The 22654-nt window shown below is 57.6% G+C and carries 22 protein-coding genes; 3 read left to right on the top strand and 19 right to left on the bottom strand.

The window, feature by feature from the left end:
• The first annotated feature begins 129 nt into the window (after positions 1-129).
• A complete protein-coding gene (locus tag WMP96_RS08945) occupies positions 130-1443 on the top strand; it encodes an SAM-dependent methyltransferase (RefSeq protein WP_239206045.1) in 1314 nt (437 codons plus the stop codon).
• Here WMP96_RS08945 and WMP96_RS08940 read toward each other — a convergent pair.
• From WMP96_RS08940 to WMP96_RS08925, 4 genes are all read right to left on the bottom strand, one after another.
• Entirely contained in the window at positions 1440-2348 is a 909-nt protein-coding gene (locus WMP96_RS08940) for a Dyp-type peroxidase (protein ID WP_239206043.1), read from the bottom strand. The genes WMP96_RS08945 and WMP96_RS08940 overlap by 4 nt on opposite strands.
• Positions 2349-2941: 593 nt before the next feature.
• The gene (locus WMP96_RS08935) at positions 2942-3106 is read right to left on the bottom strand and encodes a hypothetical protein (RefSeq protein WP_023021569.1); all 165 of its coding nucleotides are present in this window, start codon (positions 3104-3106) and stop codon (positions 2942-2944) included.
• A gap of 12 nt (positions 3107-3118) precedes the next feature.
• The gene (locus WMP96_RS08930; RefSeq protein ID WP_301715763.1) at positions 3119-3820 is read right to left on the bottom strand and encodes a YceI family protein; all 702 of its coding nucleotides are present in this window, start codon (positions 3818-3820) and stop codon (positions 3119-3121) included.
• Positions 3821-3823: 3 nt separating this feature from the next.
• Positions 3824-4174, bottom strand: coding sequence for a hypothetical protein (locus WMP96_RS08925; protein WP_239206039.1), 351 nt, complete (start codon positions 4172-4174; stop codon positions 3824-3826).
• A 121-nt stretch (positions 4175-4295) separates the two neighbouring features.
• Here WMP96_RS08925 and WMP96_RS08920 point away from each other — a divergent pair, with 121 nt between their 5' ends.
• A complete protein-coding gene (locus WMP96_RS08920) occupies positions 4296-4679 on the top strand; it encodes an RNA polymerase-binding protein RbpA (RefSeq protein ID WP_023021567.1) in 384 nt (127 codons plus the stop codon).
• A gap of 78 nt (positions 4680-4757) precedes the next feature.
• On the opposite strand, the gene WMP96_RS08915 is transcribed toward WMP96_RS08920, so the two are convergent.
• Genes WMP96_RS08915 through WMP96_RS08905 form a run of 3 tightly spaced genes read right to left on the bottom strand, consistent with a single transcriptional unit; the run spans position 4758 to position 7788 of the window.
• Positions 4758-5651 (bottom strand): polyprenol monophosphomannose synthase, encoded by an 894-nt coding sequence (locus WMP96_RS08915; RefSeq protein ID WP_239206037.1) that lies wholly within the window; start codon positions 5649-5651, stop codon positions 4758-4760.
• 5 nt (positions 5652-5656) lie between these two features.
• The gene (gene lnt, locus WMP96_RS08910) at positions 5657-7186 is read right to left on the bottom strand and encodes an apolipoprotein N-acyltransferase (RefSeq protein ID WP_239206035.1); all 1530 of its coding nucleotides are present in this window, start codon (positions 7184-7186) and stop codon (positions 5657-5659) included.
• Complete coding sequence (locus WMP96_RS08905) at positions 7186-7788, bottom strand: FxsA family protein (protein WP_248098257.1); 603 nt, start codon at positions 7786-7788, stop codon at positions 7186-7188. The genes lnt and WMP96_RS08905 overlap by 1 nt, the downstream gene beginning before the upstream one ends.
• Positions 7789-7873: 85 nt before the next feature.
• Here WMP96_RS08905 and WMP96_RS08900 point away from each other — a divergent pair, with 85 nt between their 5' ends.
• Positions 7874-8680, top strand: a complete 807-nt coding sequence (locus tag WMP96_RS08900; RefSeq protein WP_239206031.1) for a precorrin-3B synthase — start codon at positions 7874-7876, stop codon at positions 8678-8680.
• On the opposite strand, the gene WMP96_RS08895 is transcribed toward WMP96_RS08900, so the two are convergent.
• The 12 genes from WMP96_RS08895 to WMP96_RS08840 form a co-directional block, all read right to left on the bottom strand.
• A complete protein-coding gene (locus tag WMP96_RS08895) occupies positions 8677-9423 on the bottom strand; it encodes an SDR family oxidoreductase (RefSeq protein ID WP_284835342.1) in 747 nt (248 codons plus the stop codon). The two genes, WMP96_RS08900 and WMP96_RS08895, sit on opposite strands and share 4 nt — an antisense overlap.
• Complete coding sequence (locus WMP96_RS08890; protein ID WP_248098262.1) at positions 9424-10551, bottom strand: M24 family metallopeptidase; 1128 nt, start codon at positions 10549-10551, stop codon at positions 9424-9426.
• A 32-nt stretch (positions 10552-10583) separates the two neighbouring features.
• Entirely contained in the window at positions 10584-13400 is a 2817-nt protein-coding gene (locus WMP96_RS08885; RefSeq protein WP_340432968.1) for a DEAD/DEAH box helicase, read from the bottom strand.
• A gap of 21 nt (positions 13401-13421) precedes the next feature.
• Positions 13422-14504 carry a twin-arginine translocase subunit TatC gene (gene tatC / locus WMP96_RS08880; RefSeq protein WP_301715759.1) on the bottom strand — a complete coding sequence of 361 codons (1083 nt, stop codon included), beginning with the start codon at positions 14502-14504 and terminating at the stop codon, positions 13422-13424.
• A 109-nt stretch (positions 14505-14613) separates the two neighbouring features.
• Entirely contained in the window at positions 14614-14877 is a 264-nt protein-coding gene (gene tatA / locus WMP96_RS08875; RefSeq protein WP_239206021.1) for a Sec-independent protein translocase subunit TatA, read from the bottom strand.
• A 97-nt stretch (positions 14878-14974) separates the two neighbouring features.
• Entirely contained in the window at positions 14975-15931 is a 957-nt protein-coding gene (locus WMP96_RS08870) for a helix-turn-helix transcriptional regulator (RefSeq protein WP_340432965.1), read from the bottom strand.
• 2 nt (positions 15932-15933) lie between these two features.
• Positions 15934-16920: a helix-turn-helix transcriptional regulator gene (locus tag WMP96_RS08865; RefSeq protein ID WP_239206017.1), complete on the bottom strand. Its 987-nt coding sequence runs from the start codon at positions 16918-16920 to the stop codon at positions 15934-15936.
• 38 nt (positions 16921-16958) lie between these two features.
• A complete protein-coding gene (pafA, locus tag WMP96_RS08860; protein WP_301715787.1) occupies positions 16959-18338 on the bottom strand; it encodes a Pup--protein ligase in 1380 nt (459 codons plus the stop codon).
• A 38-nt stretch (positions 18339-18376) separates the two neighbouring features.
• Positions 18377-18568 carry a ubiquitin-like protein Pup gene (locus WMP96_RS08855; RefSeq protein WP_005324778.1) on the bottom strand — a complete coding sequence of 64 codons (192 nt, stop codon included), beginning with the start codon at positions 18566-18568 and terminating at the stop codon, positions 18377-18379.
• 54 nt (positions 18569-18622) lie between these two features.
• Entirely contained in the window at positions 18623-20155 is a 1533-nt protein-coding gene (gene dop, locus WMP96_RS08850; RefSeq protein ID WP_301715756.1) for a depupylase/deamidase Dop, read from the bottom strand.
• Entirely contained in the window at positions 20152-21717 is a 1566-nt protein-coding gene (arc, locus tag WMP96_RS08845; RefSeq protein ID WP_301715755.1) for a proteasome ATPase, read from the bottom strand. Before arc ends, dop begins: the two co-directional genes overlap by 4 nt.
• 73 nt (positions 21718-21790) lie before the next feature.
• Positions 21791-22627: a tRNA (adenine-N1)-methyltransferase gene (locus tag WMP96_RS08840; protein WP_301715754.1), complete on the bottom strand. Its 837-nt coding sequence runs from the start codon at positions 22625-22627 to the stop codon at positions 21791-21793.
• Between the last annotated feature and the right edge of the window lie 27 nt (positions 22628-22654).

Below are 22654 nucleotides of genomic sequence, written 5' to 3'. Positions count from 1 at the left end.
ATCGTTATTATTTTCGCGGCAGGAACCATTGCGCCTGTGCGGAGCGCCTAAGCCGAGGTGCGTGCCAAGCTGACTAAGGTAATTGCCGATAGTGACTTCCTCCGCCCACCAAGGAGCGCACCTGGCATTATGAGTTTTATCCGCCCCGAGCATTTGAGCTCCATCGATGCAGATTCCTGGCCCAATGTGGCTACAGTCCCTTCATCTCGTTGGCCTGGTTTAAAGGCTCGCCGTGCAGAGGCTGAATTTGCCAAGGCTTGCGATGACGCCGGATTGGAACTCGACTTGGAAGTAGAGGGCGGACCAGATCTCAAGGTCGGACACGATGCCTTGTTTGAACGAATCGCCGCCAGTGGATGGCTGGGGTTCGCAGAAAGCTTTATGGCAGGAGAGTGGTCCGTCAGCTCGTCCTCCCAGCTGGTAAAAGTGCTTGGGCGGTTGCTGGGGGTGGGATATCTTCCCAAGGCCAAGATGCTAGGCGCCGGCAATTCGGAGCCAGGGGAGTTGCCGATGGAGTTGGTCCGGCTCTATTCCGGTGATGGTTTAAGCCATGTGGGTGGCATCTTTTCTAGCGGTGTGCCGACGACCATTAGGGAGACAGTAGAAAGCTATAGCCCCAAGGCCGGCCGCAAGGAACCGAAAAGCCACTTCGTGGATGTCACGACGCTAAGCGAGCCCACGAGTGTGGACAGAGATGATTTGGGCGATGCCCAGCGTCGCGCCGCTGATTGGCTTCTCGACGTCACTCGCACCGGCGCCGGAACCCACCTATTGGTGTACCCAGCCGCTGGAATGCAGCCTGCCATGCGCGCAACCAAGCGGCGCGCAACGGTAGACGTATTGACCAGCGACGTAGATCAGATAAGTCATATGCGTGAGGCGCTCGTGCTCGAGGGGGCAGATGATTCCATCCATGTGGAACGCATTCCCGGGGTTGTCCCAAATCCCAAGCAATGGCGCGGACACTATGACGCAATCGTCACCGTGGAAAAGATAGAACAGCTTAGCCCACAGGAGCGCAAAGAGTATATTCGCGCAGTCGACCGGTTCTTAACCCCTAATGGCCGGGCAGGAATTCAGTCCCTTGTGGCGACCGAAGCAATGACCGACGCCGGAAAGGCGTCGATTCAGGCCTTGCGTGCATATGTGTGGCCTGCACTGGACTATCCGCTTACCGCGGAGCTGCACCAGCTCGTCGATAAGAACTCGAACCTGCGCATCGTATCGGAAACACACGTGGGGACACACTACCTAGAATCTTTGCGTCAGCAACGATCCTTTTTTGATGGGCACCTGCGGGAGGCCGCGGCGGCTGGGTTCGACCCAGTATTCCGCCGCCTGTGGACCTTCCAATTTGCCCTCCGCGAGGCCTTAATGACGCTCGGAATGATTGACGCGGTGCAATTCGGATTGGCCCACCGCAACCGTGGGGGACGACGCTAGGCGGGCGGTAGCTCGTCGAAGTTTTTCATCAGGTCCGCGCTGGGCACAAAGAAGTTGGTGCCAGTAAGAGCGGTGGAGAAGTCTAGAATGCGGTCGTAGTTCCCCTCCGGCTTGCCGATGAACATATTGCGCAGACGTTCCATGACGTTTTCTGGATCCTTTGCATAGCCGATGAAGTAAGTACCCATCTCACCAGCAGCAAAAGAACCAAAGACCATATTCTCGCGGTAGATATCTTCCTCAAGGTCGTTGAGAGCAACGTGAGAATTGGAAGGCTTAATACCATCATCGAGCTCGATATCGTCAGCCTTGGTGCGACCAATGACCTTTTCTTGCTCTTCGGTGCTCAGCTCGTTCCACTTGTCGAGGTCGTGGATATATTTTTGTACGGTGACATAGGAGCCACGAGGGTAATCGGCGGCGTCGTCAAGCAATACGGTATCCAAAGCTTCCTCGGCGAGGGGATTGGCGGTGCCGTCTACAAAGCCGAGCAGGTCGCGCTGGTCAAGGTATTTAAACCCCTGGGTCTCATCGATGACCGTTGCAGCCTCACCCAGCTGATTGAGTACCTGGCGAGCCATTTCGTGGCACAGGTCATAATTATTGGCACGGAAGTGCAAGAGAATATCGCCCGGTGTTGCCGGTGCCTTATGTGCGGCGTCAATAGCAGCAAATTCCTTGAGGTGTTCGGGCATAGGTGCGCTGGTCAAACGAGGCCACATGGAGGCGCCAATGCCGACTACGGTATAAAGCTCGCCGTCGTTATAACGGAAGTTTACGGACTTAAACAGTCCAGCGAACCCCGAAAGCATATCGCGGGTGGCTTGCTCGCCGCCATCCTTGATCTCAAGGACCAAGAAGAGCGCTGCGCGGGAAGGCTTATCTACTACATGCTGAATCGTCATAATGCCGATTTTACGCACCCTTAAGGGGCACAGAATGCTAGCGGGGGACAAATCGCGGGCAATGGAGATGCGGCGAAGAATTCATTGCGCGCGATTGCGCACTAGGGGAAATGGCACCCAGATAAAATGACATAATGTACATTATCGGACATTTATCCATTGTTGGGCAGTTCCTCATTTATACCTTGGCATACCTCGAGCCTTCTGGTCGGTCTTATCAGAATCCCCGCCTGCTCCTTTTATTGCGGCGATAATCTTCGCTCCGCCTTCTGCTGTGAAGCTCTGCTTTGCGATGTCGCGCAGTTGCCGCGACACACTCCAGTGGCCACTGGTCCGCCAAGCTGGCTGGCTAATCCTATTGAGGGCCGCCGGTATGCAGTCTGCCTCTGCGACGCCAGGCGCCTTAACTATTAAGCACTATTGAGCCCCGCCGTGCCACGGGCGCCAGCCATCTATGGCGTGTGGCTCCCGATGGGTGGTCGGACGGGTGGATTTCGGCAAAAATACGCCCTACTGGAGCATGTAATCACACCACTATATAACGTCACATTGACGATATTCGGGGCAACTACCGCTCGCTTTGGATGTCTTATTTAACGATTACGGTAAGCACTCCACAGCTGCCATATAGTCAAAAGCGCCAAGCAGGCAGAAATCGCTACGATGACCCACATGTGTTGAACGGCTACGAAAATGGTAAAGCCGATGACTATAAGAAGGCGCAGCCACATAAACGGGATCATTTGGCGGGTGTTCATGGCTCGTCCTTATTAGTCCTTCTTGAAGGAAATGCGAAGATTGACCTCGCCCTTTTCCTCGACCTTTGCTGCCAACATTTCCGGGGTTTCTACGCCATAATCAAGGCGGTTAATTGGAACGGTGCCGCCGATGACGATGTTATCCCCGTCGCGGAGAACGTCAAAGTCTTGGGAAACCTCGTGTGTCTCATCCTTGATGGTCAAGTCACCGGTGAGCTTTACCGCGCCAATGGTGCCGTCATCTGGGACGTCGGCAAGCGAAGCGGGTTTGGTGAGCTTAAAGGAAGACTCCGGGAAAAGTTGCGTCTCAAAGAGTTTGGACTTCATGTTTTGGTCGCGGACCTTTTTATCCGTAGACAACTCATCCATATCCACGGTGACCGTCGCGGTTTTGAGGGTGGAATCAGAAATTTCTGCCTGACCGGTCACCTCGGTGGTCGAACCAGATGTGGTGGTCTTTTCTGCAGGTAGAATCTCATTGAAGGTAAAACCAACCGAGGTATGACTATCAGCACGCCCCTTGGCAACCTGCCAGGATCCATCTAGTTCCGTAGACGCAGCCTTAGCTCCATCGGCGGAAATAGGCTCTGTTTTTACACCGGCGCCCTTGAGAAGCGAATACACCATAGGGCCAATGGCCACGGCGGTGAGCAATACAATGAGCACCACAAAGATGGTGATGACGAGCTTGCGGTTATAAAAAAGCTTTTTCATCTTCTATCGAAGTCCTTCTAGGCGTCGGGCTAGGGCAACAAGCTCTTCGCACAAACCGGCAAGCTCCTGCGCACTAGCGCCTTCCTCCGCGGCGGTATTGATATCTTCTGCGGAACAACGTAGTTCAAAAAGTCCGTCGCGCAAACTTTCTGCCTTTTCCGGAGTAAGGATCACAGCGTTAGCGGGAATTCCCGTGCCACTAACATTATTTCTTTGCTCATACGCGCGCTGTTTGCACGAGGCGCTGCAGAACTTACGTGGCCGCCCTCTACCGCCTTGATCAATGTCCTTCCCACACCATTGGCAGGAACCGACGTTGCGTTCACGACTAGCTGTACGGATCACCCGATACATTTTAGTGCATTTTAGGCGGGCTGGGAACAAAGACGCGAGGGTGTTCGTTATAATTAGTAGCTCTTAGGCGAAGTTTTGCTTCGCACTCAATCAGGGATCTCTTTGAAAAGGATGATGTTGCATGGCAGATCGCGTACTCCGTGGCAGCCGTATGGGCGCAGTCAGCTACGAAACCGACCGCGACCACGACCTCGCACCACGCCAAATGGTGAAGTACCGCACCGAAGACGGCGAGATTTATGAGGTGCCTTTTGCGGATGATGCTGAAATCCCTGAGGAATGGATGTGCAAAAACGGCAAGCTAGGCCACCTTGTAGAAGGTGAAGGCGTTGAGTCTAAGCCGGCTAAGCCGCCACGTACCCACTGGGATATGCTGCGTGAGCGCCGCTCCATTGAGGAGTTGGACGAGCTCCTAGAAGAGCGCATTAACCACCTGCGCTCCCGCCGCCGTTCCGCAGCCCGCCTGCTAAAGGAGCAGCAGGAACAGCAGCAAAAGAACTCATAAGGTTCTGCGGCAGCTAAAGGCCCGTACCTCCTTAGTTTTACTAAGGAACGGTACGGGCCTTTAGCGTTGAAGCATGGGCTACTTCTTCAACTGTGCAATCTGGTGCTTTGCTAGGTGAGCAATTTCCCCGGCGAAGTCAGATGCCCAGCCGGCGCTCTTGCGGGCCTGCACGCCTAGATCGTGAATGGAGCCATCCTTGACTTCACGATTGACCAGCTTGGATACGGCGTCGCCGAAATCCTGCAGCTGCTCCGTGCGGTGGGCAACGCCCCACTTGGTTACCTCTAGCAGGGAATCTTTCACGAAGGAACCATCAAGCTTGGACTCGCCGTATTCGCGCTCGGTGAAGGTAATAGGAACCTCGCGGACATCGAAGCCGGCCTTAACCGCGCGGAAAGCCAGATCCACCTGGAAGATATAGCCCGCCTTGGATAGCTCGTCGAAATCAATGGATTCGAGGAGTTCGCGGCGGAAGGCACGATAACCGGCGGTCATATCGGACAGGCCAGCGCCCAGCGCCACGGAGATGTAGATATTACCCAAGCGGGAAAGGTACTCGCGAGAAGCCGGCCAGTTGACGGTCTCACCGCCCGGAATATAGCGGGAGCCGATCACTAGGTCCGCACCCTTGTCTACCTCTTCTAGCAGCAAGTGGAGCTGTTCCGGCGCGTGGGAGCCATCTGCATCCATCTCGCACAGTACTTGGTAATCACGCTCCAAGCCCCACTCAAAGCCAGCGATATAGGCGCCTAGCAGGCCACCCTTGCCTTCGCGGTGGAGAACGTGGATATGGTCATCCTGCGCTGCGAACTCATCGGCCTTGTCGCCGGTGCCATCGGGCGAGTTATCGTCCACGATGAGGATATGCACCTCTGGGACCGCCGCGCGGACGCGTCCAGTAATGAGAGGGAGGTTTTCGATCTCGTTATAGGTCGGGATGATGACCAAGGTCGAGGCTTCAAGCGTGCTCACAGTGTTTATGCTCCTACGTATGTATCTGTGCCGGAGCGGCGCGGGGTGCGTCGCAGGCGGTTTGTGCGCAAAGCTACCAGTGCGCAGACTGTTCCAATAATAACCATGAGCCATTGCAGGGGCGAACCAAACCTAACGGAAAAGGTCTCGCCGCTACGCAAAGGCAATTGCTCCACGAGAGCGGCCGGCGTGAAAATTTCCGTGGACTGGCTGACGCGGCCATCGGGGTGAACAATGGCAGATACTCCAGAGGTCGCCGCCACCACCACGGCACGGTCTGTTTCCATCGCACGCAGCCGGCTCATGGCCAATTGCTGGTAAGTCATATCCGAGTAGCCAAAGGTGGCGTTATTGGTTGGCGTAGTCAGTAATTGTGCGCCATTTTTGACCGATTCTCTAAAGGCGTTGTCGAAAGAGACTTCGTAACACGTTGCCACGCCTACCGGCACGCCCGCCATGGAAACCACACCTGGACCATCGCCGGGTTTGAAGTCCCCGGCAAAATCCACGTAGTCAGAAAATTTGGCAAAGAAATCCCGCATCGGCATGGTCTCACCGAAAGGCTGCAGGTACTTCTTATAGTGGTGGTCCCCTACCGCGTGGCCAGGGGCAAAGACCTGCATTGTATTGCGGGCGCCCACGTCATCGCGCGTAGCGGTGCCAACCAGAACGGGGGCATCAATCGCATCAACGGCACCACTGATTGCCGCGGCTGCCCTACCGTCATGGAAAGGATTGATATCGGATGAGTTTTCAGGCCAGATGACGAGGTCGATGTCCTTGTCGCGCGCGGCCAGCTTCTTCGTTTCAGCCACATGATTATTGAGAACCGCTTGCCGCTGCCCAGCAAAATCTAGGCCCATGCGAGGCACGTTTCCTTGAATGGCAGCAACCTTTGCTTCACCGACAATGGAGTCGTCGCGGTTGATGCTCAAGCCCGCTACCGTCGCGGTCGCAAGGGGAAGAATAACTGTCACCAGTGCGACGGCCTTGGCCTTCCACCCGCGTTGAATCACCAAGGCGGCGATTCCGCAGCCACACAGTACTGTGGCGACGGTGATAAGCGAGGTGCCACCCCACGGCGCTAGCTTGGCTAGCGGCCCGTCGATTTGCCCCCAAGCCAGTTTGACCCAGGAAAAACCACCGAAAGGTAGAGAAGAACGCAGCACCTCCACCGCGAGGTAGACGAACGGGAAAGCAATAAAACCGTACTTCCACCGTGCCACCGCAGCGCCGCCAAAGCCCAATAGGATGGCGTAAACCGCAAGCCATACTGCCAACGCAATATACGGCCCGCTTCCCACCAATTCACCGATCCAGGGCAAGGTGAGAAGATAGAGCACGAGTGAATGCGCTACCGCGAGTAGTGCGCCCAGACGGGCGGAGACGTGCCTAGTTCCCCAAGGCATCAAACTCACATAGAGCAAGCCCATACCTACTACTGCGGCCCACCACCAGCCGCGGGGCTCAATGGCGGCATAAGTAAGCAGACCAGAAAGGCCCGCCACTAAAAGGCGGGCAAGGATAGGCAACACTAGCTCTTGCCGCCCTTGGTCTCGCCACCGGCAGGGCCAAAGTCATCCGGATCTAGGTTTTCAGTCCACCGGCGAATCTCTTCCTCATCCAAGACCTCATGTGGGCCAGCGTCCTGAGTACTCGGGTGCCCGCTGTGTGCGGCTTGTCCGCGGCCGAAGGAGACAAAATCGCCATACGTGTCATGCTGCTGCGCCATCGGGGTTGCCTCGTAGATCTTGACACCCATATTCTCGATCTTGCGGTACAAAGACGCTGCCATAACTGTGCGGATGATTGCACGGGTGGGCGAGAAAATAAGTAGGGCGCCGAGAATCGTGGTTAGGAAGCCAGGCAAGGAGAGCAACATGCCGCCTACCAAGGTAAGACCTACGTTGCTGGCAGTCTTGCCCATATTGCCGCCGCGGACAACGTAAGTGCCGTCTCCTGTGCGTTCGACCTGCTTTCCCATCAAGCGCCGGACTTCAATGCCGGCGATGGACATTCCGAAAAACATGGTGACAAAGAGCGCGATTAGCGCCCAACCTACACCGATCCATGTGGATACGGCCCAGAAAGTCAGGGTTTCTGCGACCATGTAGAGAGCAAAATAGAAAAACGGCATGGCCTCAGTTTAACGAGGCAGACTGAAAATGCGCTGGCAACACTCGTGAACTATGCTGCAGCTGCGGCAGGTTAAACTGGTGCGCATGTTTACTCCTGCGCTTTTCGACGACCCTCAGTACGGCACGTGCACCCGCATCCACGTTGCCGGCGGCAGCACCCACGCCCCAGATTGGGTAACTTTGGCAGAATGCGCCAGTGATTGCGCGGATGGATTTGTGTACATCGACCGGTTTTCTGCCATCGAGCTGCGCGGAATTACGGATGCGGAGGCGCTTAAGCGGCGGCTCCAGGGCCTGCATCTACATGCCGCCACGGTGCCGGTGCTGGCCTCACCCCTATCGGCAGCGGCCAAGCAGGCGGCCCAAGATATTGCGGCTGAATTGGGTGCGATAGAAGGCGGGCCAGGTCTTGCAGTCATCGCGGAAGAGGATAGCTTGCCCGCGGGTGCCGCTGGTGTGAGTTTAAACATCGACAAGGATGGTTCTTTGCACCTTGGGCGCTCCCCGCTTGTCGACGCCCCTACTGCCCCACTTACCCCACACGCCGCCGCCCGTCATTATGAGGAAGCACTCCAGCGCGCGGAGGCCGAGGAACACACAAGCTCCGCCCTGGCAGAACCCGGCCCCATTGGCTGGCTGGATGAGCATCTGCCTGCGGGCATCGTTGATCTGGGCGCAGGCGTTCATAAAGGCGCAATTCCAGCCGAGTTTGCACAGCTCATTGGGCAGCTGGAGGTAGACATCACCGTCACCCCGTGGGGTGGATTAGTCTTTCACAATATCGCTGAGGGCGATGCCGAGGTGGTTCTGCGCGTACTCGCCCCGCGTGGATTCATCTTCGACATCAACTCCCCACTGCTTCGCGCACAGCAGCAGGATCGCAGACTCTAGCGTGGCATGTGACGCCAGATTGGGCGCGGCACGAGGCGCATGATCCACGCTAGGCCCTGTAGAGCTCTGGGGATCCAGATGGTGCGCGAACGCGGTCTACCGCGCCGTGCATCGTGGTCTATGCAGCTGACCACGGCCTCGGCCACATCCTCTGGACGCACCGAAAGCGGCGCCGGTTTCATTCCTTCTGTCATGCTGCCAATCACGAAGCCGGGGCGTGCGGTAATGAGTCCTAGCCGACTGCCGTGCAGCTTATCGGCCAAACCTTGACAGAAGGCGTCAAGACCAGCCTTGGTAGAACCGTAGACGTAATTCGCTCGACGGGCCCTCCACCCTGCGATCGAGGAAAACGCGATGATGTGGCCGCGCTGCATGCGCTCAGAAACCAAGGTGAGCAGGGAAATCTGCGCCGCGTAATCAATCGTGGCGATGTCGACCGCGTGGGAAGCATCGCGTTCCGCTCGCTCCTGGTCACCCAGGATGCCAAAGGCTACAACCGCAATCTCCAGAGGTCCTGCTAGCTCTATCGCGCGATCGACAACTCCAGCATGGGACGGAAAATCTGCGGCGTCGAAATCAAGCAAGTGCACGCTGCGCGCGCCCGCCGCCCGCAACTGCTGTTCTCTACCGTCCATTCCGTGGGTGCCACGAGCAGCGAGCACAATGTCCTTACCGGGAGCCACCCGCCGAGCTATTTCGCCGCCGATATCACTGCGACCGCCAAGTATTAATACGCCAGCCATTTAACGGACTTCACGCGGAGCTAGGTTGAGGGACTCGTAGCCATCGCTAGTAAGCACCACGATATCCTCCAAGCGCATGCCCCACTTGCCTTCCACGTAGATGCCCGGCTCAATGGAAAAGGCCATGCCTTCTTCCAATGTGAGGTCATTGCCTTCCATAATGAACGGCTCTTCGTGCGTAGATAGTCCAATGCCATGTCCGGTGCGGTGGACAAAGTTGTCGCCCCAGCCGGCTGCAGCGATCGCCTTGCGGGTAATGGCATCGATCTCTGCGGCGGTGCTACCGGGGTGGGCTGCGGCGCGGGCGGCTGCTTGGGCGTCGGCAAGCACGGCATAAGCATCCTGAAAGTCCTGCGGTGCCTTGGAAACGTCCCCGCCGACCACGTAGGTGCGGGTGCAATCGGAGTGGTAACCAGAAGGCAGAGTGCCGCCGATATCGACGACGACTGGCTCGCCCTCCGCTAACACACGGTCCGAGAAACTATGGTGCGGGTTGGCGCCGTTCGGACCCGAGCCGACAATCACGAAATCGATAACGGTGTGCTCTTGCAAGATGAGCTCTTCCAATTCCTGAGCCACCTCCGCCTCGGTGCGGCCCGGCTGGAGGAGTTTTGGCACCTGTGCGTGGACCGCATCGATGGCCTGGCCAGCCTTGCGCAGCTCAGCAATCTCAGCTTCATCCTTGCGGGTAAAAAGCTCCGCCAGCGCGTAGGTAGCCAACTGATAATTAGCGAGTGGGATCAGATCCTGAAAACGCAGGACGTGGTCTGCAGTCAGCGACTGCCCCAGGGCCACGTTGTTTAGAGCAGCGCCTGCACCATCTAGTGCTAGCTCATAGGGATTATCGCCGTCGTTCCAACCCCGCAGCTCTACATCCAGCTCTCCTACTGGAGCCGCCTTGATATCGGTGATATCGGTATTAGGCGCAGCGATCCAGGCATTGCCTTGCTGCGGCACGACCAAAACGGTAAGGCGCTCGTGCGAGGAAACCCAGGAGCCAGTGAGATAGGCAAAGTCTGGACCCGTACCGATGAGGAGCAGATCGATGTCCTTGTCCTTAGCGGCCTGTTGGGCGGCCTGCAGGCGCTGGGCGTAGACATCAGCGGAAAAAGTCTGAGTAACAGTCATGTCCCAGAGTCTACTCGCCCAAGCCGCGGCCTCTAGGCGCCGATGGCTACCACACCGCGCTGAACGGCATCGATAGCCCTACGGGCATTGCGCTGAATCTCGCCGTCATAGCCGGTCTTCGCCACCTGCTGCAGGAGGTCAATGACTTGCCGGCACCAGCGGACAAAATCACCGGGGGTAAGTTCGGCGCCGGCTTCATTAGCGGCAGCCATGCAATAGCCCAAGGGGGCACCGGCTGCCCATTGGTGGACGGCCAGGGCGAAACCAGCCTCCGGCTCACGGGTAGGCGGCAGACGGTGGCGCTGCTCATCGGCGGTGAGTTCGGTATAAACGCGCCACGTGCCATTCATGGCATCGGCCATGCGCTCGGTAGCTGCTTCTGGCTGCCCACTGGTAGCCTTGCGGTTTTCGAAACAGCACAAAGAAGCAACGCCGGCAAGCTCGGCAGGATCCAGCTCATCCCAAATCCCGCGCTTCAAGCACTGTGCCACGAGCAGATCGGATTCGCTGTGAATCTTGGCTAGACGCTCGCCTTCCTCAGTAATTACGGGCGTGCGTTCGGAACCTACCCCGGTGAACTCGACATAGTCCATTTCTGCCAGAAGGTCCACGATGCGCTCGAAGGTGCGGCCCAAAGTATCTGTAGCCTTATTTACCTTGGACTGGAGCTTATCTTGATCTCGCTCGCGCCGCGCGAGCTTTTGTGCCAAGCCCGCCAGCTGCTCGCGGTCGGTGGCCGGCCACTCGTGTGCGGGATGGGCGCGTAGCTGATCGCGCAACTGCCCCACCCGCTTATTAGGCCGGGTACGGGGCTGTGACTTCATCCGCTTGGGGCGATCGAAGTGCTCACGGCGCAAGACATCCTGCACATAACGGGTATTGCGCCGCGGATTCTTGCGTACCGGCTTGGGGATTTTAATGCGCCCCACCTGAATGGGAGGGTTATTGATCCCAGCGGCGTCGATCCGACCAGACCACCCAGATTCCGTGGTAATCCACGGGCGGGGATCCGCGGTCTGGTTAGCGGGCGTGACAACCGCAGCGAGAATAGGGCGCTTCTTGCCAGGCATGGCAATAACGTCGCCTAGCTGCAGGCGTCCCAGAACCGCGATTACTTCTTGGTTGCGTTGGTTAGCGCTATCGATTTTGGACTGCTTTTCTTTAGCGCTGAGTTCGCGGCGCAGGCGGACGTAGTCCATCAGTACCTCGGCGGGATCTTCCCCATCCTTGGCAGGAGGTGCGAGCGATGCCACGGCATCATCCAGCTGGCTGCGCAGCTCGCGTACTCGATGTTCCGCGCGCTCAATTTCACGGGTTTCTTCCACCACCGAGCCATCCGCTTGGAACTGGGCAAAAGACTTCTCTAACAACCGAAGAGAGTCTTCGAACCCAAGCATGCCCAGCAAGTTGATTGCCATATTGTAGCCTGGAGCGAAGGTAGAAATGAGAGGGTAAGTGCGGGTGGAAGCAAGGCCGGCTACTTGACGCGGATCCATGGCGGGGGCCCATTGCACGACTGCATTGCCCAAGGTATCGATGCCGCGACGCCCCGCGCGGCCAGTTAGCTGCGTGTACTGGCCGGGGGTGAGATCAACGTGGGCCTCACCATTGAATTTGATGAGTTTTTCTAGCACCACGGTGCGCGCCGGCATATTGATGCCGAGAGCCAAGGTTTCGGTAGCGAAGACGGCGCGGACGAGGCCGCGTACGAAGAGGTCTTCCACGATGTGCCGGAAGGCCGGCAGCATACCTGCATGGTGCGCCGCGAAGCCCCGGGAAAGGGCTTCGCGCCAGCGCTTGAAGTCTAGGACCTGTAGATCTTCTTCGGGGATACCTTCTACACCAGCATCGACGATTTCTTTGATCTGCTGCGCTTCTTCTTGGGAGGTAAGCACCATGCGGTTGCGCAGACACTGATAGAGCGCGCCATCGCAGCCAGCGCGGGAGAAAATGAAGGTAATGGCCGGCAGCATGTCTTGGGACTGGAGTACTTTCAGTACCTCCGGACGGCCCAAGGGGCGATAGCGATCCTGCTGGCGAGAAGCACCGGAGCGTCCCCTTCCCCTTCCACGGAATTCACTACGACCGCCGCCCTTGTGGCGGGCGCGTGCGCGAAAACCCTTGCCGGACTTATAGTCTGCGCGACCGTCGTCGGTATCGCCGGCCTCAAGACGCTGGATTCTACGCGCCAGCTCGGTGTTGACTTGTCCGCCGGATTCGGGTTCGAAAAGCGGATAAATCTTACGTCCCAGCATCATCCACTGGTCGAGCGGAACTGGGCGGTGTTCGGAAACGATGACAGTGGTATCGCCACGCACAGTGGAAAGCCAATCGCCGAATTCTTCCGAATTGGACACTGTGGCAGATAGACCAATGATGGAGACATGGTCTGCCAGGTTGAGGATTACCTCTTCCCACACTGCGCCGCGCGAAGCATCAGCCAAAAAGTGGATCTCATCCATGACCACATGGGTAAGGCGATCTAGTGCTGCGGATTCTGCGTAGATCATATTGCGCAGCACCTCGGTGGTCATAACGACGATCTCTGCATCGGAGTTGATCGATACATCACCGGTGAGCAAGCCGACGGCTTCCTCACCGTGCTCTTCCACCAAGTCGTGATACTTCTGGTTGCTCAACGCCTTAATGGGAGTTGTATAAAAGCACTTGGTACCTCGGCTTAATGCCAGCGATACTGCGAACTCGCCCACAATGGTTTTGCCGGCGCCGGTCGGCGCGCACACCAACACGCCGTGCCCGTCCTCTACGGCCTGGCAGCCCTTAACCTGGAACTCATCCAAGGGGTATGGCAGGGCTGCAGAAAAGGAATCCAGATGAGTTTCAGTCATGACTCCCCAGGCTACCCGTGCCTAGAGGACATCGTCGAAAAAGCCGCCGCCGTGTGACGGAGCGCCCTTGGACTCAGTGTTCCACGTTTGCTCCGGCTGCTGCCGGGCCTGTTGAACTGGCTGCGTGGGGATGGGTGAAGGGTTTACCTGGCTTGGCGCCGCGACGGGTGTAGGCCCGCCGACCGCTCCTGGTCCTGCGTCGAGCGGTGAGGCAGCCTCATCGTCGAGGTCCATCCACTCGGGGCGCTGGCGTTGCATGCGCTTATCGTGGAGGCGACAGAACTGGAATGCAATCTCAATAAGAAGAATGAGGGATCCAGCTAAGACCACCATTGAGAAGGGATCCTGGCCCGGGGTGACAAAGGCGGCAAAAATCATCACGAGGACGATAATGATCCGCCGTTTGTCTTTGACATGCTCATATTCGAGCACGCCGATAAGATTGAGCGAGACGATAAGCAGGGGAATTTCAAAGCTGATGCCGAATATCAGCAGCAATGCCAAAAGGAAGTAGAAATAGCGTTCACCTGTCAGCGCTGCTGTTTGGTACTCTTCACCGATGCCCATGAGGAATTCCAGCCCAACGGACAGGATGAAATACGCGAGCACGGCGCCAGCAACGAATAGTCCCACTGCGGCAGAGACGAAACTCAAGGTGTAGCGACGCTCATTTTTATGGAGGCCAGGGACTACGAAGGCCCAAATCTGATATAGCCACACCGGCGAGGACAATACGGTGCCCGCCAGAGCGCCTACCTTCAAGCGCAGCAGGAGCATTTCAAAAGGGCTGGTGGCCAAAAGACGGCATTCGCCATCCGCACTGAAAGAGGCGCGCTTGTCTGCTGGCAGCGCACAATAGGGCTCGCGGAGGATCTCACCCAGCGGGGAGATACCGAACGGTGCGCGTTGGTACCAGATAAAGCCAATGATGGCGCCGACGACCACCGCTAAAACGGCGATGATGACGCGGCGGCGAAGCTCCTGCAGGTGCTCCACCAAGGTCATCTCCCCGGTAGGGTTCTTCTGCTTGCGCGAAAAACGCAGCTTCCCCTTCACGTTCTTGCTTGCCTTCGGGGCAGAAACAGGTTGTGACTGTGGCGACATCAGTATGGCTCTTTCAAACGCAAAGAAGCGAACACTTCCCTGCTGCGCGGATTACGAGAGTGTATCCACGCGCTGCAGAGGTGTTCGCGCAACGACGGGCTGGGGGCGTTTACTGCTGAGGGTTGGTGTTGCTCTGCTGGCCCGGCTGCATGTCCGGTCGATTCCAGAATTCCTCGTCGGACTGCTGCTTCTGGTTCAGCTGTGCCTGCGCCTGGGAACGCTGGGTATCCTCGGACTGCATCTCATTAACCTCAGATTTGAAGATGCGCATGGAACGGCCCATGGAACGTGCCAGATCCGGCAGCTTCTTTGCACCGAATAGCAAGACGATAACGAGAACGATTAGGCCGATTTCCATAGGTCCTAGGCTCATGGAGAAACCTCTTTCAACTAGTGCGCCAGCATGCCGAGCAGCGGTACTGCCGGAAAATCTTCCAGCGGGCGGGCGCAGTTAACGGGCAAGTAACTGGCTATTGAGTATAGCCGCTCAAAGCGGCATTTCCTCGCTCCGCAATGAGCTTAACCACGGATTGAGGAGCAACTACTCGCAACCTATCAGCTTGACCCAAGGCAAAACGAATCAGCCAGTCCACTGATCCCACAGGCATCGTCGCAGCTACTTCCCCATTTCCTAGGTCTTCGCCCAGCCGCATATCGTAATACTCAGCCAGCCACATGAATTCTTGGTTAATTGCTAGTTTCACGGTGTCCCCATTGCCCAAATTAAAGGGTGAAACGGCATCGAAATCGAGGTCTTTTAAGTGCGGCTGCGACTGCTCTTCTTCCATGTGAGCGGTCCTTATACGGTCGATCCGGAAGGTGCGATGGGCTTGCTTAGCTTCTTCCCATGCCGCTAGATAAGGCTCAGAATCAACGATGAAGATGCGGGCTGGGTCCACCAGCCTCTCGGATTCTGCATTAGATGAAGCACTCCAGTAGCGCAGCCTCACTCGCTTTCGTTCATTGACCGCTTGAGTCAAAAGCGCTTGGATATCCGTCTCTTCAGGGGCCGGAGTAGACAGCGAATCATAGATTGCTGCCGTCTTTTCATCCATGATGCCGCGTAGTTTAGCAGCGGCGGATTCGACAGCCTGGGCGTCAATGAGCCCCGGCATTGCCTGCAGTGACTCCAAGGTAAGGAGCAAGGCGCCGGCCTCGGTGGGAGTAAGACGCAACGCTTGGCTTAGGCCTTGATCATTGTGAATGGTTACCCCGTCGCGGTAGCTGAAGCTGAGATCAATGAGATCTTCAGTATTGCGGCCCGTGCCGGAACAAAATAGACGATCGAGGGCCTCCTTCAGCTCACCGGGCTCCATTCCCAAATCCGTAGCCGCTTCCATCGGCGTCTTGTCGGGGTGATTTTTAAAGTAAGGAATCAGGTTCAAAGAGCGCACGAGCGCCTGGAGCTTTTGCGATGCATCGGCCATATCTAGCGTCCTTCCTGCCGTTGCGCGGCGGCGCGCAGAAGAGAAATGACCTCCTGGCGCACCCCGGCAGGTTCGACCACCTGTACCTCTGGCGCGTACCCGGCCGCTGTGCGCACGAGCCAATCCTTATCCACGTTGCGCAGCATTACCGTGCCATCAGGCTGCTTCTCGCCCGCATCCATTAACTCCTGTGCCTTTCCCACCGGAATAATAAGCCGCGCGTCTACCTTTTCTCCGCGCTGCAATGCGCGCTCTACCAAGACCTGCAAGGTCTCTGTTGGCACGGTGTGTTCTGCAGGATGATGTGAGCGTTTGATATCGGAGACGCGAAGCGCACGAAAGACACGTGGGGCGCCGCGGTCCACATCGAAACCCACGATGTAAATGTGGCTATCACGGTTGACCACTCCCCAAGGATCCATCACGCGGCGTACTGGCTTAGCGGCCGGGTTTGCGCGGTAGGAAAAAGTAATGCGCAGTCGGTTGCGCACCGCAGCGAGGACAGAGGTAATAACTTCCGGGGCAAGGCGGGTGATGTCATTGACCGCTGTGTACACCGGCGCGCCGGAAAGGTTGCGCGAGGCGCCGCTGGCGGCAATCTTGGTCCACCCAGATAAAGAGAAATCGCTTAAGCCTCCCGTGGTACCCATTCCCCCTGCTATGCCTAAAACCATGGCCTCTTCCGGAGAAAATTCCACCGACGGTAGCTGGTAACTACTCGCGTCAAGACGGTAGCGCGCGCCATCCTCACCACCGGAATGCACAATGGGCACCCCAGCACGTTGGAGGGTCGCTATATCGCGCGCCAAGGACTTGGCAAAAGCCTCGCCCGACTTATCGCCGTACCCGGCAACGTGGCGACGAATCCATGCAGCGCTGCGATCAGGGCTACCGCCGGAGTTTGCCGCGCCTTGTAGCGCGAAGGAGAGGTTGGTGAGCCGTTCTACCGCCTCATCATGTCGTTTGGGCGTGGGGTTGTGTGCTGCCACGTGCTGTGTTGTCTCCCTGATATGACTCTATGGTGGGTCTAGCTGTGGTGTGAACGCATATAGTCTAGCAATGCATCGACTCGTTCATCGTGGGCAATGAAGGGATCCAAAAGTTCCTCGGTTCGCGGTTCGGGCCGATTGACTTTCAGCCGCGTCCAATCAACGGTGACATTGGCGCCACAGTTACGCGCGGTAGCCAAGAACTGGCCGCGCAGCGCAGCGCGCGTGGTCGCCGGCGCTGTGTCCATCGCGCGTTCAATATCAGAATCCTCAATCCAGCGATCGATAAGACCTTTGCGCAGCAGTACATGGTAGAGCCCGCGTCCAGGACGGATATCGTGATACGTCATATCAATCTGGGCCAGCTTAGGGTGGTCCCACTGCCCACCGAGCCGCGCACGGTAGCGCTCAAGCAGGGCGAGTTTAATGACCCAGTCGATTTCCCTGTCCACTTCGGAAAAATCTTGGGTCTCAATGGCACGCAAGGTGCGCTGCCAGAGATCAACCACGCGTCGCATTTCGGAGGTAGGGGTACCAGCGTCTTCCCTTTCTTCCAGCCATTGGCTTGCGCGCATACAGAGCTGCTGTTGCACCTCCAGCGCGGTAACGGAGCCACCTCCGGCAAGCGGCAGTTCGGTCAAACCCGTCATATCGCGCGCGATGGCGCGGATATGGTGAATCGGCTTTTCGATATCAAATTCCGGCAGCTCAAAACCCGCTTCCAGCATTTCCAAGATAAGCAGCGTTGAGCCTACTTTCAGCGCCATAGTGGGCTCGGCCATATTGGAATCTCCTACAATGACGTGCATGCGGCGGAAACGTTTGGAATCGCCATGCGGCTCATCGCGGGTATTAATGATGGGACGCGAACGGGTGGTGGCAGAAGATACGCCTTCCCACACCTGGTCCGCACGCTGCGAAAGCAGAAACTGGGCGGGCTTATCGCCCTTAGCGGGTTGGATCATGCCAGCGCCACAAATGAGCTGGCGGGTGATAAGAAACGGCAAAAGCGCGAGCCCCAAATCCTTGAGCACCATGTGGCGGCCAATGAGATAGTTTTCATGGCAGCCGAAGGAGTTGCCAGCCGAGTCCACGTTGTTTTTAAAAAGGTACACCGCACGCGGGTGGCCCGTGGCGGCGAAGGCTTGCTCTGCTTGCTCGCCGAGCCGGTTGACAATGGCATCGCCCGCGCATTCATAGGCTAAAAGCTGGCTCAAGCTATCACACTCGGCGGTGGCTACCTCGGGGTGGGAACCGACATCGAGGTAGAGGCGGCTGGCATTGGTTGAAAAAATATTGGAGGAGGAATGCTCCTGGACGATGGGCCGGAAAAGCACGCGCGCTACCTCATCGGGGCTCAGAGTCCGTTCCTTCGAGCCCGCGCTGGTAGTTAGGCCATATTCTGTTTCAATGCCCATGATGCGTCGGGCAAAGATAGGGCGCTGGTCAGTCACCCTTACTGCCCGCCCTTTTGGACATAGGAGCGCACGAATTCCTCGGCGTTATTTTCTAGTAGCCCGTCGATCTCATCGAGGAGTTCATCGGTGCCGGTGGTATTGATGCTGAGCTGCGTGGAGGTAAACTCCTCGTCGCCAGCGGAGTCATCGCCGCCATTACCGCCGGTGACCTGAGACTGGTGAGTGGACATAGGTGGGAAATCCTTTCTGTGGATCCTGCTGGATCCTGCTTTAATTCGTGGTTGTTAATTACGGTACTCGGGGTGGATCCCGCTGTCAGTGAGTCCTTGGAGAAGATCCTCGACCGTGTCGGCGGCGTCAATCATCTCTCCACATTCAGCCTGAGTGAGACCAGTGGCGATATCCATGGGGACTGTGGCCCACGGTGCGGCGGTGCCCTCCCCTACTTGTACGGTGAGGCTTTGCCAGCTTGCGGCAATGATATCCTCGCCGAATTTCTGCGTTACTCGGCCGCGGAAATAAGCGCGGGTGTCCTCCGGCGGACAGCTGGAAACACGCTCAATTTCGGCGGCGCTAAAAAGCTGCCGCATCTGGCCTTTGCGCACTAGAGCGTGGTGAAGCGATTTGGCCGGGTCAATCTCCGCGTATTGCAGGTCTATGAGCCGCAGCTTGGGGTCGTCTGGATTGATGCCGCGGTCGAGATAGCCCTTAATCAGGCGATACTTTGCCACCCAGTCCAGCAGGTGTGAGGCCTGCATCGGGTCTTTCTCCAGTAGCGAAACTACTTCGTCCCAGGCCGCGAGGACCTTGTGATCGGTGGGTGTGCGTGGGGTTAGGCGGGCGCGATATTCGGCAAGGAGCTCTAAGGCGGTGAGTTGGCGGGCGTCGGCAAGCGTGAGCCGATGCTGAAGCCTAAGATCGCGGCTTACGCGTGGGACTTCCGCCACAGCATCCTGCAGGCGTAGGTCGCTGAAGTCCACGCCCTCTTCGATGGCATCGAGCACCAGAGAGGTCATCCCCAGTTTGAGCAATGTAGACGTCTGCGACATATTCGCGTCCCCAATGATGACGTGGAGGCGGCCGAAGTCAGCATGGACTGCATGCGGCTCATCGCGGGTATTGACAATGCCGCGATTGAGGGTGGTCTCCAGCGAGATTTCTTGCTCAATGTAGTCAGCGCGTTGGGAGATCTGGAAACCTGGCTCTTCACCAAACTCGCCGCGTCCCATGCGCCCGGCGCCGATGACTACCTGGCGAGCAACGAAGAAAGGGATGAGGGCCTGCGCCATGGTGTCGAAGTCCGTTTCACGGGAGTACTGATAGTTCTCATGAGAGCCATAAGATGCGCCTTTTCCATCTACGTTATTTTTATAGAAACGCAGGGCCGGACAGGGCTCATGGTTGGCAAGGACGGACTTTCCTTGCGCGCTGAGCTCCGCTACGGCCGCGGCTGCTTGCAGGAGCGTGGCATCCCCTGCGGCGTCATAAAGCGTGGCGTCGCAGGCATTAGTGCATTCCGGCGCGGAATACTCTGGGTGCGCATGGTCGACATAAAAGCGCGCGCCATTAGCCGTGACCACATTGGCTACTCCAATGGCGTTGGGGTCGACTACGGGCACCGTCTGGTAGCGCTTGAGATCAAAACCGCGGGAATCGCGCAGCGGGTGTTCCTCGGCAAAATCCCAGCGTGAGCGCGCCCCTGTGTGCATCGCGGCATAGGCTACTACCGCGTGAGTGGAAGAAATAATAGGCGAGTACTCCGGTAGCTCCGGGGTTGCAATTCCGTACTCGGTTTCGGTACCTACAATGCGGCTCATGCGCTCCTCCTTGTGGTCAATAACTCCACCCGTTCCACGCGGGCACCCGAATGGTCTTGGGAAATGATCTTGGTCCATTCCTCCGGGTTGGTGGAGGTAGGAACATATTCTGATTCGGCGCGCTCGGCAGCGATGGCATCGAGCAAGTGCTGCTTGGCGATGCCCTCGTGGTCTCCGCCTGCCGCCTGCTCGCTGCCTGCGCGCAACCGGAGAGCGTCCTTGATAGCCAGCTTTTTGGCCCGCGAGAGGATATTGGCAATCATTGCGCCGGAGACAAAGTCGCGGTAATGCAATATTTCGCGTTCCCCGCTGGAAAAGTGCAGCTGTACGAAGGGGCGATCGGCATAAAGCTCATCCACCGCGGCGCTAATGAGTTCGTCCAACGCGCCCTGGTGCGGGACGGATTCGGTGAAGTGCCGAGCGAAAATCTCTCGGGCCCCCTGTTTATTCGGCCGGTTGACCCGGATCTTGATATCAAGCCGGCCGGGGCGCATGATGGCGGGATCGATGAGTTCTTCGCGGTTGGTAGCGCCAATGACGATCACATTGGACAGGCTCTCAACTCCATCGAGTTCCGTGAGCAGCTGGGGAACAACCGTGATTTCCATATCGGAGGACACACCCGAGCCACGAGTGCGGAAGATCGATTCCATCTCATCGAAGAAGATGACCACTGGCCGGTCAGCGCTGAGCTGGGCCAATTCGCGGGCCCGCTCAAAAATGAGGCGGATGCGGCGTTCCGTCTCCCCCACATACTTATTGAGCAGCTCTGGGCCCTTGATGTTGAGGAAGTAGCTCGTGCCCTCGCTGCCTAATTGCTGGGCTAAAGAGTGGGCTACTGCCTTGGCAATAAGCGTCTTACCGCACCCTGGCGGGCCATACAGGAGCACGCCCTTAGGCGGCTGTAGCTCGAATTGGTGATAGAGGTCGGGATGGATAAACGGTAGCTCTACGGAATCGCGGATCTGGGAAATCTGCTCGTCTAGGCCGCCGATATCCTCATAGCGCACATCCGGGACCTCTTCCAAAGAAAGCTGGGAGACCTCCGTTTTCTCCACCTTTTCCAGCGCGATTGCAGCTTTGGGATCCACGAGTACTACCTCGCCTGCAGACACCCGGGTATCCTCGCGCAGTGCTTGGGCTAGCAGCACTACCTTTTCCTCACCAGAGGAATTTGCCACTATCAGGCGGTCTTGGCTGAGGCGCTCCACCACCGTTGCTAGCTCGCCTGTACGCTCAGGCGGGCACCCTTCCACGACCACGAAGCCATCGCCCAAGCGAACCTGCTGGCCGGCCGAGAGACTGCCTGGTTCCACGTTAGGCGAGACCTTAAGCTGCATAATGCGGCCATTGGTATAGACCTCCGCGGTGGTTCCCACCTCGCTGTGGTTCGGCGAATAACCTAGAAAAACACCGTAGGTCGATGCCGGCTCAGCCAGCGCGTTGAGCTCGGCAAAAAGCTGCTCCAGCTTCACGCGCGATTCTTTTAATAAGCCCGCCAACTTCTGATTGCGGGCGGCAAGCTGGCTGACCTGCCGCTTATAGTCCGTGGCTTCATCCATGCCCACTACTCTAACGCGGCGCGGGCAGCGAGAGAGGGCACTTCCGCTTTAAATTCTGGGCGTTAAAGCGGCCCTACTTCCGGGCACGGCGCTGCGGGCGTGGTGGGGTGACACCATCGGCCAGGCGGCGAGTCCAGATGAGGAAGGCGGTGTGCGCATTCATGCGGTGCTCTGGGCGGGTAGCTAGGCCTTCGACCTTCCATTCACGCACCAGCGATTCCCATGCCTTGGGCTCAGTGAAGCACTTGAGTTCACGAATGCCTTCCATGACCTTCATTAGCTGTGGCACCGTTGCCACGTAGGTCATAAACACGCCACCTGGGATGAGGAGATCGCGCACGGTCTCCAAGTGTTCCCATGGTTCGAGCATGTCGAGGATAACGCGGTCTACCGGCCCACCCAGGTCTGCAGTGGTAACGTCTGCCAGATCACCAAGGCGCGGCGACCACCACTCCGGCTGCTCGCCAAAGTATTCCTTCACGTTATCCACCGCATACTCAAGGTGATCATCGCGCACCTCATAGGAATACACATGGCCTTCTGGGCCGACGGCACGCAGCAAAGACATGGATAGCGCACCGGAACCGGCACCGGCCTCGAGCACGCGCGCGCCCATGAAAATATCGCCTTCTACCAAGATCTGTGCCGCATCCTTGGGGTAAATCACCGCGGCACCGCGCGGCATGGACAGCACATGGTCCACCATCAGGTGACGGAATAGAAGGAAGGAGGAGCCAAGGGTGGACTCAATAACCGAACCCTCATCCATACCCACGATGTCATCGTGGTTAATTATGCCCTTGTGGGAGTGGAACTGGCCTCCCTCTTCAAGGATGACCGTGTAGTGGCGCCGCTTGGCGTCGGTAAGCTGCACGCGGTCGCCATAGGCAAAGGGGCCGGAATAAGCCATGTCTCAAGACTCCTCGAGGTTGCGATT

Origin of the sequence: Corynebacterium sp. KPL4035, assembly GCF_037908325.1 — a bacterium.
GTDB classification, from domain to species: domain Bacteria; phylum Actinomycetota; class Actinomycetes; order Mycobacteriales; family Mycobacteriaceae; genus Corynebacterium; species Corynebacterium kefirresidentii.
This window is presented reverse-complemented; position numbering and strand designations above follow the sequence as displayed.

What these genes read in the sequence shown, in the direction of transcription:
- WMP96_RS08945 (WP_239206045.1), top strand. Translation starts at nt 130, where the DNA reads ATGAGTTTTATCCGCCCCGAGCATTTGAGCTCCATCGATGCAGATTCC.
- WMP96_RS08940 (WP_239206043.1), bottom strand. Translation starts at nt 2,348, where the DNA reads ATGACGATTCAGCATGTAGTAGATAAGCCTTCCCGCGCAGCGCTCTTC.
- WMP96_RS08935 (WP_023021569.1), bottom strand. Translation starts at nt 3,106, where the DNA reads ATGAACACCCGCCAAATGATCCCGTTTATGTGGCTGCGCCTTCTTATA.
- WMP96_RS08930 (WP_301715763.1), bottom strand. Translation starts at nt 3,820, where the DNA reads ATGAAAAAGCTTTTTTATAACCGCAAGCTCGTCATCACCATCTTTGTG.
- WMP96_RS08925 (WP_239206039.1), bottom strand. Translation starts at nt 4,174, where the DNA reads ATGTATCGGGTGATCCGTACAGCTAGTCGTGAACGCAACGTCGGTTCC.
- WMP96_RS08920 (WP_023021567.1), top strand. Translation starts at nt 4,296, where the DNA reads ATGGCAGATCGCGTACTCCGTGGCAGCCGTATGGGCGCAGTCAGCTAC.
- WMP96_RS08905 (WP_248098257.1), bottom strand. Translation starts at nt 7,788, where the DNA reads ATGCCGTTTTTCTATTTTGCTCTCTACATGGTCGCAGAAACCCTGACT.
- WMP96_RS08900 (WP_239206031.1), top strand. Translation starts at nt 7,874, where the DNA reads ATGTTTACTCCTGCGCTTTTCGACGACCCTCAGTACGGCACGTGCACC.
- WMP96_RS08895 (WP_284835342.1), bottom strand. Translation starts at nt 9,423, where the DNA reads ATGGCTGGCGTATTAATACTTGGCGGTCGCAGTGATATCGGCGGCGAA.
- WMP96_RS08890 (WP_248098262.1), bottom strand. Translation starts at nt 10,551, where the DNA reads ATGACTGTTACTCAGACTTTTTCCGCTGATGTCTACGCCCAGCGCCTG.
- WMP96_RS08885 (WP_340432968.1), bottom strand. Translation starts at nt 13,400, where the DNA reads ATGACTGAAACTCATCTGGATTCCTTTTCTGCAGCCCTGCCATACCCC.
- tatC (WP_301715759.1), bottom strand. Translation starts at nt 14,504, where the DNA reads ATGTCGCCACAGTCACAACCTGTTTCTGCCCCGAAGGCAAGCAAGAAC.
- tatA (WP_239206021.1), bottom strand. Translation starts at nt 14,877, where the DNA reads ATGAGCCTAGGACCTATGGAAATCGGCCTAATCGTTCTCGTTATCGTC.
- WMP96_RS08870 (WP_340432965.1), bottom strand. Translation starts at nt 15,931, where the DNA reads ATGGCCGATGCATCGCAAAAGCTCCAGGCGCTCGTGCGCTCTTTGAAC.
- pafA (WP_301715787.1), bottom strand. Translation starts at nt 18,338, where the DNA reads ATGGGCATTGAAACAGAATATGGCCTAACTACCAGCGCGGGCTCGAAG.
- WMP96_RS08855 (WP_005324778.1), bottom strand. Translation starts at nt 18,568, where the DNA reads ATGTCCACTCACCAGTCTCAGGTCACCGGCGGTAATGGCGGCGATGAC.
- dop (WP_301715756.1), bottom strand. Translation starts at nt 20,155, where the DNA reads ATGAGCCGCATTGTAGGTACCGAAACCGAGTACGGAATTGCAACCCCG.
- arc (WP_301715755.1), bottom strand. Translation starts at nt 21,717, where the DNA reads ATGGATGAAGCCACGGACTATAAGCGGCAGGTCAGCCAGCTTGCCGCC.
- WMP96_RS08840 (WP_301715754.1), bottom strand. Translation starts at nt 22,627, where the DNA reads ATGGCTTATTCCGGCCCCTTTGCCTATGGCGACCGCGTGCAGCTTACC.